The sequence below is a fragment of the Actinoplanes sp. CA-252034 genome, from assembly GCF_050956125.1.
Lineage (GTDB): Bacteria > Actinomycetota > Actinomycetes > Mycobacteriales > Micromonosporaceae > Actinoplanes.
Map to the genome: position 1 here is coordinate 9,125,505 of NZ_CP191846.1, position 12,151 is coordinate 9,137,655.

The 12,151-nt window shown below is 71.8% G+C and carries 11 protein-coding genes; 8 read left to right on the top strand and 3 right to left on the bottom strand.

Going from position 1 to position 12,151, the window contains the following annotated elements; genetic code table 11:
- Positions 1-64 precede the first annotated feature (64 nt).
- Entirely contained in the window at positions 65-820 is a 756-nt protein-coding gene (locus ACQPZW_RS41165; RefSeq protein ID WP_433791461.1) for an ABC transporter permease, read from the bottom strand.
- A complete protein-coding gene (locus tag ACQPZW_RS41170; protein ID WP_433791462.1) occupies positions 817-1,749 on the bottom strand; it encodes an ABC transporter ATP-binding protein in 933 nt (310 codons plus the stop codon). Before ACQPZW_RS41170 ends, ACQPZW_RS41165 begins: the two co-directional genes overlap by 4 nt.
- Before the next feature lie 154 nt (positions 1,750-1,903).
- On the opposite strand from ACQPZW_RS41170, the gene rnhA reads away from it, so the two are divergent.
- Positions 1,904-2,365: a ribonuclease HI gene (gene rnhA, locus ACQPZW_RS41175; RefSeq protein WP_433791463.1), complete on the top strand. Its 462-nt coding sequence runs from the start codon at positions 1,904-1,906 to the stop codon at positions 2,363-2,365.
- 6 nt (positions 2,366-2,371) lie between these two features.
- Here the strand turns inward: rnhA and ACQPZW_RS41180 are convergent, their stop codons facing one another.
- A complete protein-coding gene (locus ACQPZW_RS41180; RefSeq protein WP_433791464.1) occupies positions 2,372-2,752 on the bottom strand; it encodes a hypothetical protein in 381 nt (126 codons plus the stop codon).
- Between the two features lie 344 nt (positions 2,753-3,096).
- Between ACQPZW_RS41180 and ACQPZW_RS41185 the strand changes: the two genes are divergently transcribed.
- The 7 genes from ACQPZW_RS41185 (at position 3,097) to ACQPZW_RS41215 (ending at position 12,049) form a co-directional block, all read left to right on the top strand.
- Entirely contained in the window at positions 3,097-4,374 is a 1,278-nt protein-coding gene (locus tag ACQPZW_RS41185; protein ID WP_433791465.1) for an ABC transporter substrate-binding protein, read from the top strand.
- Positions 4,375-4,413: 39 nt separating this feature from the next.
- Positions 4,414-5,370, top strand: a complete 957-nt coding sequence (locus tag ACQPZW_RS41190; RefSeq protein ID WP_433791466.1) for a DNA polymerase domain-containing protein — start codon at positions 4,414-4,416, stop codon at positions 5,368-5,370.
- 102 nt (positions 5,371-5,472) lie between these two features.
- Positions 5,473-6,546, top strand: coding sequence for a sensor histidine kinase (locus tag ACQPZW_RS41195; protein WP_433791467.1), 1,074 nt, complete (start codon positions 5,473-5,475; stop codon positions 6,544-6,546).
- 2 nt (positions 6,547-6,548) lie between these two features.
- A complete protein-coding gene (locus ACQPZW_RS41200) occupies positions 6,549-7,205 on the top strand; it encodes a response regulator (RefSeq protein ID WP_433791468.1) in 657 nt (218 codons plus the stop codon).
- A gap of 93 nt (positions 7,206-7,298) precedes the next feature.
- On the top strand, positions 7,299-10,091 hold the full coding sequence (locus tag ACQPZW_RS41205) for an EAL domain-containing protein (protein WP_433791469.1): 2,793 nt from the start codon (positions 7,299-7,301) through the stop codon (positions 10,089-10,091).
- 179 nt (positions 10,092-10,270) lie between these two features.
- Positions 10,271-10,711 carry a TIGR03618 family F420-dependent PPOX class oxidoreductase gene (locus ACQPZW_RS41210; protein ID WP_433791470.1) on the top strand — a complete coding sequence of 147 codons (441 nt, stop codon included), beginning with the start codon at positions 10,271-10,273 and terminating at the stop codon, positions 10,709-10,711.
- 432 nt (positions 10,712-11,143) lie between these two features.
- Positions 11,144-12,049 carry a TIGR03619 family F420-dependent LLM class oxidoreductase gene (locus tag ACQPZW_RS41215; RefSeq protein WP_433791471.1) on the top strand — a complete coding sequence of 302 codons (906 nt, stop codon included), beginning with the start codon at positions 11,144-11,146 and terminating at the stop codon, positions 12,047-12,049.
- Positions 12,050-12,151 lie beyond the last annotated feature (102 nt).

The window sequence follows — 12,151 nt, forward strand, 5'->3', positions numbered from 1 at the left end:
GGGTGCCCGGACGCGACGACCGCGCGGCTGTCATCGGCTGTCAACCGATCGATGGACACGCCTGTCACTCCCATTTGAAGTTGCGGGCGGCGGCGGTCAGCCAGACCACCGCCCACGTGCCCAGCGCGAGCCAGATGCCGAGCGGCACCGAACCGCCGTGCATGAGCGTCTCCCGCAGCGCCTCGGCGTGCGCCGCCAGCGGCAGCAGGAACCACCCGGCCACGCCGAGGTCCGGCGCGCCGAACATGATCCCGCCGACCGACAGCATCACCACATAGATCAGCGTGGCCGCGCCGGTCGTGGTCTCCGGCTTCAGCACGCTGGCCAGCAACAGGGCCAGTCCGCTGTAGCCGGCGGCGGCGAGCACGGTCACCCCGACGGCCGGCAGCAGGGCTCCGGCCTCCGGCCGCCAGCCCACCGCGAGACCGACCAGCGCCAGCACCGCCACCTGCACGGCGATCTGGACCAGGACGGCGGCGGTCTTGGCGAGCAGCAGACCGGGCCGGGTCAGCGGAGAGGCGCCGAGCCTTTTCAGTACGCCGTAACTGCGCTCGTATCCGGTGGTGATGGCCTGCCCGGTGAACGCGGTCGACATGACGGTGAGCGCCAGCACGCCCGGGACCACCCAGCCGAGCCGGTCGTCGGTCGGCAGGTTGGTGACGTCGAACAGGCCGGCGCCGAGCAGCACGAGCAGCGGCACGCCCATGGCCAGCACGACGGCCTCGCCGCGACGGGCGGTCAGCAGCAGCTCCATCCGGATCTGCCTGGCGAGGATGGTGCGCATCGGGGCCCGGCCGGGGGCGGGGGCGAAGGTGCTCACTGGACGGCTCCCACCGGAGTCGGGGTGGTGGTCAGGGAGAGGTAGACGTCCTCGAGGGTGCGGCGGCGGGTGTTGATCGCGGTCACGTCGGCGCCGGCGGCGGCGAACCAGGCCAGCACCTCGACCAGCCCGGCGGTGTCGAGGCCGCCGGAGATCGTGTACTGCCCGGGGGCGGGCTCCGCGACCGTACGCCCCTGGCGCAGCCCGGTCAGGTCGAGACCGGGATCGGCGCGCACCTCCAGCACGTCGACGGCGGCGGCCGAGGTCAGCTCGGCCGGGGTGCCGGTGGCCGCGACCGTGCCGGACCGCATGATCACCACGTCGTCGGCGAGGCGCTCCGCCTCGTCGAGCAGGTGGGTGGTGAGCAGCACCGAAACGCCGTCGGCCCGGAGCTCCTCGATCAGCTGCCAGGTGGTGTGGCGGGCCTCGGTGTCCATGCCGGCGGTCGGCTCGTCGAGGAAGACCAGCTCGGGCCGGCCGACCAGGGCGATCGCGAGGCTGAGACGCTGCTGCTCGCCGCCGGACAGCCGGCGGAACCGGGTCCGCTCGAATTTCCGCAGCCCGAGCCGGTCGAGCAGCATGTCGGTGTCGAGCGGGGTCGCCGCGAACGACGCGAACAGCCGCAGGATCTCGCCGGCCGTCGCCCACGGGTAGACACCGCCGGACTGCAGCATGATCCCGAGCCGGGGCATCAGCTCGTCGTGGTCGCCGACCGGGTCGAGCCCGAGCACCCGCGCCCGCCCGTCATCGGGCCGGCGGAAGCCCTCGCAGATCTGGAGCAGGCTGGTCTTGCCGGCGCCGTTGTGCCCGAGCAGGGCGAGCACCCGCCCGCGGGGCAGGGTCAGGGACACCCGATCGACGGCTGTGGTGTCGCCATACCGCACCACGACGTCTCGCACCTCGACCGCGGCCGCGTCGCCACCACTCATGAGTCCCGCCCATCTGCGATCCGTCCGCCACCGACACCATACGGTGAGCCGCTGGAGCCCCCGGCCGGGTGGTGCGCGCCGATGGCTTGTCCCACAGTCCCCCGCCGGGCCGGTGAAAACCTCCTACCGGGGTCGGGCTCTATCGTCTCCGGGTATGAGCGTCGTGCAGATCTACACCGACGGGGCGTGCGCGCCCAATCCCGGGCCGGGCGGCTGGGGCGCGGTGCTGCGCTGGGGCAGAGCGGAGAAGGATCTCTGCGGCGGCGAGGCGACGTCGACCACCAACAACCGGATGGAGCTGATGGCGCCGATCCGGGCTCTGGAGGCGCTGAACCGGGCGCCGCTCACGGTGGAGATCTACACCGACAGTGTCTACGTGCGCAACGGCATCACGCAGTACATGCACAACTGGAAGCGGAACGGCTGGATGACCTCGGCCCGGCAGCCGGTGAAGAATGTCGACCTGTGGAAACGTCTCGACGAGGCGGTCCGGCGGCACGACGTCTCCTGGCACTGGGTGAAGGGGCACGCCGGGCACCCGGAGAACGAGCGGGCCGACCGCCTGGCCGCCCGGGGGCTGCGCGAGGCGGTCGAGGCGGCCCAGCAGAAGGGCTGAGAGCCGTCACGAGGCCGTCCGGGTGTCGGCGTCCGGCTTCGCGGGCTCGTCGACGGCCTCGGTCTGTCGCGGGACCTTGGCCCTGGCCACCCGGTCGAGCGGCAGCCGGTAGGTCTTGGCCCGCACCAACTCCTCGGGCACGGCGTGGCGCCCCTCCCGCTGGCCGGGCACGTCCGGCGTCTCCGGCTCGTCCGGCTTCTTGCCGGCGGCCCGGGCCGCCATGCTGAAGACGCTGCGGGTGGCCGCGTCGTAGCCGGTCTTGTACGCGTCCCGGAGGTCGGGGCCGCTCTGCCGGCGTTGATGGAGGCGTCCGGCGGCGTACCCGGCGCAGGCCATGAGGGCGGCGGCCAGAACGATCAGCAGTGCGATGTCGCCCGGTGTGGTCATGCTCCGATTGTGACGAATCGGATAGACCGCGAGCTATGGCCCGTTTGACGTACCCCGGAGGAATTAGGTCAAAGGCTCAACTCACTTTCAGTGACGGTTTGATGGCCGCTCATTTCGCCGACACACAGCTGAACTGGGACCACACCCCCTCAGCCCACTAACCGTGAGTTACATTCAGCACAGCTGCGCCACCATCCCGTGACATCTGCCCAGCTCAAGATCCATGAGTCGTATCGCATGGTGAAGCGTCGATAGATCACGAGTTGACACCTTTGAGCGCGAAGCGGCACGGTACTTCCGATTGTCCTCGTGACAACGACGAGTTTGGATGATGGGGGAACACCATGCGCTCCACACGACGCGCCCTGGCGGCCGTCGTCGGCGCCGCCGCTCTGCTGGTGGCGTCCGCCTGCGGGACCGGGGAGGACGACGACTCCACGGCCACACAGGTCGAGGTCTTCACATGGTGGGCCGAGGGCGGCGAGAAGGCCGGTCTGGACGCGCTGGTCAGCCGGTTCACCACCGCCTGCCCCGGCCAGGAGCTCTCCAGCGGCGCGGTGCCCGGCGGCGCCGGCGTCAACGCCAAGCAGGTCCTCAACGCGAGGCTGCAGCAGAACGACCCGCCGGACACCTTCCAGGTGCACGCCGGCGCCGAGCTGCTCGACCACATCGACGCGGGCCAGATCAAGGACCTGACCGCCGAGTTCTCGTCGTGGGGTCTGACCGGCGCGCTGCCGGCCGGGCTGATCGAGACGATCACGGTCAACGGCAAGCTCTGGTCGGTCCCGGTCGGCGTGCACCGGGCGAACGTGGTGTGGACCAACGACCAGGTGCTCGCCGAGTCCGACATCCTCACCGCTCCGAAGACGCTGAAGGAGCTCCTCGGCAATCTCGGGCGGCTGCGCCGGGACGGTGTGGAGTCCCCGCTCGCGCTCGGCCGGGACTGGACCCAGCTGATGCTGCTGGAGTCGGTGCTGATCAGCGACCTGGGGCCGAAGCGGTTCACCGGCCTGTTCACCGGTGCCACCAAGTGGGACGGCAAGGCCGTCCGCGCGGCGATCGACGACTACGCCACCCTCCTCGACTTCAGCAACGCCGACCGCGACTCGCTCGACTGGCCGCAGGCGACCCGGCTGCTCGCCGACGGCAAGGCCGGCTACCAGCTGATGGGCGACTGGGTCGCGGCGGAGCTGGAGGCCGCCAACTTCAGCGGGTACGACTCGTTCCCCTTCCCCGGCAACGGCAAGGCGTTCCAGTGGCTCGCCGACTCGTTCACGCTCACCACCGGGGCGGCCAATCCGTCCGGCGGCGCCTGCTGGCTGCAGACGGTCGCGTCACCGGAGGGGCAGCAGGCGTTCAGCGCGCAGAAGGGCTCGATCCCGGCCCGCACCGACGCGCCGACCACCGGGTTCTCCGACTACCAGCTGTCCGCCGCCGCCGACTGGAAGTCCGGCGTGGCCGTCCCGTCCTGCGCCCACGGCTCGGCCTGCTCCCAGCCGTGGCAGAACGCGGCGAACGCGGCCCTCGGCGCCTTCTCCACCTCCGACTCCACGCCGGCCGACAAGGAGGCGCTGCAGAGCGCGCTGGCCGCCGCGGCCAAGCAGTTCATCAGGCAGGCCTGAGGGCGGGCGGATCGGGCCCGGATCGGGCACGATGAGCGGATGGGTGAGGAGCGCGACGGCGTACCGCTGACCAATCTGGATCAGGAGCTGTTCCCTGGCGCCGGTGTCACCAAGCGAGACCTGGTGGACTATCTGGACGCGGTGGCCGACAGGTTCCTCCCCGTCCTGCGGGACCGCCCGCTGTCGGTGGTCCGGGTGCTGCGTGGCCAGGAGCGGTTCATGCAGAAGAACCTGCCGAAATACACCCCGGACTGGGTGCCGCGGACCTCGGTGTGGGCCGAGGCGTCCCATCGCGAGGTGACGTACGCGCTGGCCAACGACCGCCGCACGCTGTTCTGGCTGGGCAATCAGCGAGCCGTCGAGTACCACCCGGCCCTGATGACCGCCGGCTCGCCGCACCCCACTCACCTGATCATGGACCTGGATCCGCCGGAGGGCGGCGGGTTCGGCGCCGCCGTGGCCGCGGCCCGGCTGGTGCGGGAGGCGCTGGCCGGCGCGGGGATGTCCGGCGCGGTCAAGACCAGCGGCTCGAAGGGCGTGCACGTCTTCGTCCCGCTGGCCGGCGAGCCCGCGGTCGAGGACGTGGCGGCCGCCCAGCGTGCGGTGGCCGCCCGCGCCGAGCGCATCGACCCGGAGCTGGCGACCACCGCGTTCATCCGCGAGGACCGGCACGGCCGGGTGTTCCTGGACGCGACCCGGGCCGGCGGGGCGACCGTGGCGGCGGTCTACAGCCCCCGGATCCGGCCCGGAGCCCCGGTGTCGTTCCCTGTCGCCTGGTCCGATCTCGATCAGGTCGCACCGGCCGACTTCACCATCCGCACAGCGCCGGGGCTGCTCGGCGACGGCGACCCGTGGGCGGCGGCCATGCCCGGGCCGCAGGAGCTCGACGCCGGGCTGGTCGCCGAGGGCCACACCATCCCGGTCGCCCGGGTCCAGGCCATGCACGAGGGCAAACGGCGCGCCAAAGCCCGTCGCGAGGCGGCCGGGGAATCCTGAGAAGCTACATCGAAGGGTGTACGCGGTACTCGGGAGGCGTCGATGCGAGTGACAACTCCGGTACGACGCGACGGGCCGCCCCGCGAAAATAGCGTCCCCGGCATGACGAAGAACCTCACCCGTACCGCCGCCGTGCTGACCCTCGTGGGTGTGCCGACCGGGCTCGCTCTCACCGGCGGGCTCGGCCCGACCGTCCTGGTCTCCACACTCGCCGGCGCCCTGGCCCTCATGGTGTCGGCCGTACGCCGGTGGCCCCTGGCCGTGCTGATCCTGACGTTCTCGACCGTCGCCGCCTGGCGCATGGCGCACCTGATCGAGGCCGGCTGGGTGTGGCCGGCGACCGCAGCCCTGGTGGCGCTCACCCTGGCCGGGCGCCTCCGTACCGCCGTGATCGCCTCGGGGTTCATGCTCGTCTGGGGCCTGAACTGGGACACCTTCGTCTACCCGCACACCGGGAACTGGGTGCTCGCCCATCTCGGCGGGGAGGCGCTGTGGGTGGCCACCGCTCTGGCCGGTGCCACCGCGTACCGCAACACACTGCGCTGGCGGGCCGAGGTCGCCGGGCGTCTCGAGCTCGAGGTCCACCGGCGGCGGGCCGAGGAGCGGGTGGCGATCGCCCGTGACCTGCACGACGTGGTCTCGCACACGCTCGCCGTCGTCGGCGTGCACCTGAACGTGGCCCTGGACGCCTTCGACGCCGAGCCGGAGGAGGCCAGGGAGTCGCTGCGGCTGGCCCAGCAGGTCCGGGGCCGGGCGATGACCGACCTGAAAGCGCTTGTCGGTGTGCTGCGGGAGGGCGAGTTGCCGGCTCTCGAGGGCCTCGACCGGCTGCTCGACCAGGTCCGGGAGGCCGGGCTGGAGGTGTCGTTCAACGAGTTCGGCGACCCGGTCCCGGTGCCGGCCCCGGTCGCCGCCGCCGTCTACCGGGTGGTGCAGGAGTCGCTGACCAACACGGTCCGGCACGCCGGGGCCGGCCGGGTGGTGGTGACGATCCGCTACGCGCCGGACAGCGTGCTCGTCGACGTCCAGGACAACGGGACCGGCGGCGCCGGGATGAGCGACGGCCACGGCATCGCCGGGATGCGGGAGCGGGTGGCCGCGCTCGGCGGCGCGCTCACCGCGGGCCCGGGCCGGACCGGTTTCACGGTACGAGCCAGCATCCCGATCACGGAGTGAGCATGCCGATCACCGTTCTCCTCGCCGACGACCAGCACCTGGTCCGGGCCGGATTCCGCAGTCTGCTGCGCCGTGGCCGGGACCTGTCGGTGGTGGGCGAGGCGTCCACCGGCGACGAGGCGGTGCGTGCGGCCCGGGAGCTGCGGCCGGACGTCATCCTGATGGACATCCGGATGCCCGGCATGGACGGCATCACGGCCACCCGCACGATCCTCGCCGCCCAGCCGGCGAAGATCATCATCCTGACCACGTTCGAGACCGACGAGTACGTGTTCGCCGCCCTCGCCGCCGGGGCGAGCGGCTTCCTGACCAAGGAGATCGACCCGGACGGGCTGCGCGCCGCGGTCCGGGTGGTGGCCGGAGGCGACGCCCTGCTCTCGCCCAGCGTGACCCGCCGTGTCGTCGGCCAGTTCGCGCACCGTCCGGTCCCGGCGGCCGGGCGCCCCGGCGGGCAACGGCTGTCCGTGCTCACCGAACGCGAGCGGGAGGTGGTCCGCCTGGTCGCGACCGGGCTGTCCAACGACGAGATCGCGGCACAGCTGGTGATCAGTCCGCTCACCGCGAAGACCCACGTCACCCGGGCGATCGCCAAGCTCGGCGTCCGCGACCGGGTGCAGCTCGTGATCGTCGCCTACGAGGACGGCCTGGTCGGTAACTGATCGTCAGGAACTTCTCAGGACCGCCCGCACCGTCCCGATGATCCCGGTCATCACCACCTCGACAGAGGTGACGAACCGGAAAGGGGCGAGCGGATGGCAGTCGACACGACAGCTCCCAGCCCGCGCGTGGCGAGCCGATGGGCCCGCAACAGCGTCGCGGTGGGCGCCGTCCTCGCCATCCTCATCGCGCTGGTGGCCACGGGCGGACCCGCAACGGCCCGGGTGGTGACCGCCTGGGGCCTGCTCGGGATGTCCACGGCCGCGGCCGCCGGCTGCCTGTGGCGGTCCCGCGGCTTCACCGGACGGGCCCGCTGGGGGTGGGCGCTGCTCGCGGCCGGAGTGTTCCTGTGGGGCCTCGGCCAGTTCGGCTGGTTCACCCGGTGGCCGCTCCCCGGGGTCTCCGGCGACCTGTTCCCGCTGCTCGGCCCGGCCGGCCTGATCGGGCTCACGGTGCTGATCCCGGCCGGGGTGCTGACCCTGCCGAGCGCCTCCCAGCCCCTGGTCAACCGGCTCCGCAGCGTGCTCGACGGGCTGCTGATCGCGGCGTCACTGGTCCTGGTCGCGTGGATCTTCGTGATGGACCCGCGCCTGCGGGACGGCACACACGACGCGGGGTTCTACTTCACGCTGGTCTTCCCGCTGACCGACATCGTGCTCGCCACCATCCTGGCGTACATGCTGCCGAGGCAGCGCCGGCATCACGGCTGCGGCGCCGACCTGGCGTTCTTCGGCACCGGCATGGTCGCCTTCGCGGTCACCGACATCGGCCACGTCTACCTGGAGCTGATCGGCGACTTCAGCACCGCCCCGCTCGTGCACCTGCCGTCGCTGGCCGCCTACGGCCTGATCCTGATGGGCGCGCTCCGCCCCCGGGAACGGGACGCCAGACCACTGGACCTGCCGCCCGGCATCTGGCACACCGCGGTCCTGGTGCCGTACATCGCGGTGCTGGCGGCTCTCGGCTCGAGCGTGATGTTCCACGTGCAGACCGGGCACAGCCACCCGTTCATCAACTACACCCGGTCATTCCTGATCCTGCTGATCGTGGGCCGCCAACTGCTCACCCAGCTGGAGAACCGGGGCCTGACCCGCACGCTGGAGAGCCGCGTCGCCGAGCGCACCGTCGAGTTGCACGGGCGCGAGCAGTGGTTCGAGGCGCTCATCCGGCACAGCTCGGACGTCGTCACCGTGATCGACGCGGACGGCGTGATCCGCTATCAGAGCGAGTCGGTGCGCCGGGTCTTCGGCTACCCGCCGGAGGCGTTCGTCGGCCACCGCTACACCGACCTGGTCGACGCCGAGGTGGCGCACCGGCTGGCCCAGGCGATGCGCCAGGTCGCCGCCCGCCCGTTCGCCGACGTGACGCTCGAGGTCGTGCACACCCACGTGAACGGCAGCGAGCGCCCCTCCGAGGTGATCATCACGAACCTGGTGGACGACCCGCACGTGGCCGGCTTCGTGTTGAACACCCGGGACATCAGCGAGCGCATGGAACTGCAGGAACAGCTGATGCACGAGGCGTACCACGACTCGCTGACCCGGCTGGGCAACCGCGCGCTGTTCCGGGAGCGGGCCGCGACCGCGCTGCGCGCCGACGGCTCCGTGACCGTGCTGCACCTGGACCTCGACGGCTTCAAACGGATCAACGACAGCCTCGGCCACCTGGCCGGCGACCAGCTGCTGGTGCAGGTCGCCGACCGGCTGCGCGGCTGCGTCCGCGACGGCGACCTGGTGGCCCGGTTCGGCGCCGACGAGTTCGGCGTGCTGCTGCTCGGCGAGGACGAGACCGGCGCCGAGCCGGTGGCCCGGCGCATCCTCGACGACCTGGACGCCCCGGTGATGTTCGGCGAGCGCCAGATCCACGTCCGCGCGAGCATCGGCCTGGCCGGCACCGGCTCGGCCTTCCCCGACACCTCGGCCATCCCCGACACCTCGGCCATCCCGGCCACCGAGCCGGACAGCGCCGAGCCGAACGGCGCCGAGGACAGCCCGGGCGACCGGGCCGAGCAGCTGATGCGCAACGCCGACCTGGCCATGCACCACGCCAAGGCGACCGGCGGCGGCGTCTTCTCCGGCTATCACCCCCGCCTGCGCGAGGGCCTGGTCGACCGCCTGGAACTGGAGTCCGACCTGCGCACCGCCCTGGAGAACGGCGACCTGCGCCTGCACTACCAGCCCACCGTGGACCTGTCGACCAGCGAGGTGATCGGCTTCGAGGCGCTGGCCCGCTGGCCACACCCGACCCGCGGCATGATCAACCCGCTGGACTTCATCCCGATCGCCGAGGCCACCGGCCTGATCGTGCCGCTGGGCCGCTGGGTGCTGCACGAGGCGTGCCGGCAGGCGGTCGAATGGGGCGTCGCCGGCGACGGCCACCCGCCGAAGATGTCCGTCAACGTCTCGGTCCGCCAGTTCGACCGGGCCGACCTGTCCGAGATGGTCACCCAGGTGCTGACCGAGACGGGCATGCCCGCCGACCGGCTGTGCCTGGAGATGACCGAGAGCGTCCTGATGACCGACACCGACGCCAACCTGGAGCAGCTGCTGCGGCTCAAGGCGCTGGGTCTCACCCTGGCCATCGACGACTTCGGAACCGGGTACTCGTCGCTCGCGTACCTGCGCCGCTTCCCCGTGGACACCCTCAAGATCGACCGCTCGTTCGTGGAGCGCCTCGGCATCATCGCCGACGACACCGCGCTCACCGACACCATCGTCCGCCTCGGCAAGAGCCTCGGCATGGCGACGGTCGCCGAGGGCATCGAGGAGTTCGGCCAGCTCGCCGCCCTGCGTGAGATGGGATGCGGCTTCGCCCAGGGCTACTACTTCTCCCGGCCGGTCCCGGCAGCCGAGGCGGGCCGGCTCTTCCTCGAAGGAGCAAACGCCTGATTCAGTACGGCCTACGCAGAGTCACGCCGAGCCACGCCGGCCAGGCGGGCCGGCGCGGCCGACCAGCGTCCGCCGGGCCGAGGCCGTCCCTCACGGAGAGTAAGCGATTCGTCGACGAAACGGGTCGGCTCGGGGTCTCGGGCCCCTCAGTGATCACCGGGGCTGGATAGGGTGGTGGGGTGGGTGCGCTCGAGGACGCGTGGGGGCTGAGCCGGGACGAGACCGGGCTGGCCATCGTGTCGACCGTGCGGGCTGACCAGACCGTGCAGTCGACGCTGGTGAACACGGGCGTCATCGGACACCCGGCCGACGGGACACCGGTGCTGGCGTTCGTCACCTACGGGGCGGTGAAACTGCGGAACCTGCGGGAACGGCCACAGATCGCGGTGGCGTTCCGCAGTGGCTGGCGTTACGCGACGGTCGAGGGCCGGGCGCTCCTGGCGGGGCCGGACGATCCGCAGCCCTGGCTCGATCCAGACAGTCTGCGCCTGCTGCTGCGCGAGATCTTCACGGCCGCCGGCGGGACGCACGACGACTGGCCCGCCTACGACCGGACCATGGTGGAGCAGCGGCGCGCGGCGGTGCTGATCACCCCGGCACGAATCTATCCGGGCGCCTGACCCGGCAGCCGCGCGACCGCCGGTGACCAGGCGCTTCCGCCCGAGAGGCGCCTTGTCGGCCGTGCCCCGCGCCGCCGTCGCGGTGTCCGGCAGTACTTCCTCCTGAATCGTACGAAATAATACGCAAACGGCAACTATCGGCGGACGGCGAACGCTCCGCGAACCGGGACCACCCCGCCCTTGCCGCAACCCACGACGGACAGCGGACCGGCCTTCGACGCGGCCCACGGCGAACGCTCCGCGGATCGGCACCGCCCCGCCTTCGACGCGGCTCACGGCGAACGCCGGCGGGTCGGGATCACCTCGGCTTCAGATCGGACCGGGCCGGCGGCGGGTGTTGCGCGGATCGAGAGGGCGAGCCGGAGGGTGAGATACGCCGCGCGGTGGGCGGTCCGCGGACGGCGGGGGCCCGCGGCGGTTAGGTTGCTTTTCATGCTGATCAGTTTCGGTTGTCCGGTGTCGGGCGCATGGGCGCAGCCGGAGACGTTGACGATGATCGCGCGGCAGGCCGAGGAGCTGGGCTATCACGGGCTGTGGGCGTTTCAGCGGCTGCTCGTGGGCCGCGGTCAGGATCTCGCGCCGGTCTATCACAGTGTGCTGGATCCGATCGTCGCGCTGACCTGGGCGGCCGCCGCAACGTCCCGGATCCGGCTGGGCGTCTCGGTGATCAATCTGCCGTATGTCTCGCCGGCCTACCTGGCCAAGCAGGTGGGCTCGCTGGACCGGCTGTCCGGCGGGCGGTTCGACCTGGGGCTGGGGACCGGCTGGTCGGAGACCGAGTTCGTGGCGACGGGTTCGGATCCGAGCCCGCGCGGCCCGCGCACCGAGGAGTACCTGGATGCGCTGAAAGTGCTGTTCAGCGGCGAGGAGTCGGAGTTCGCCGGCCGTTTCTACCGGGTGCCGCCGAGCCGGATGCTGCCGGCGCCGGCGCAGGCGGGTGGCCCTCCGGTGCTGTTGGGCGGCACGGCGGACGCGGCGCTGCGCCGGGCCGGGCGGATCGCGGCGGGCTGGGTCAGCGGCAGCCGGACCACGCTGCCGGAGATCGCGCGCGGTGTCCGGATCGTCCGGGAGGCGGCGGAGGAGGCCGGCCGCGATCCGGATTCGCTGCGTGTCGTGGTTCGGGGTGTCGTCCAGGCCGGTCGGCGGGACGAGACGGTGCCGCTGTCCGGAGACTGGGCGCAGATCCGTGCGGGCGCGGAGAGGTACGCTGAAGCGGGCGCGACCGAACTGTTCTACGAACCGAACTGGGATCCGCGAATCGGCGGGCTCGACGCCGACCCTCGAGTGGCGACGGAGCTAGGGGCGGAAGTTCTCGCCGGACTCGCTCCGCACCACTGATCGACACGCATCGCGACGACCGTTATAGGGCGACGATAAATGCGCGATCTTGTTGCTCGTAGTGACTACGGAACGTTCATCGGTTCGCGCCGATGGGGGTGC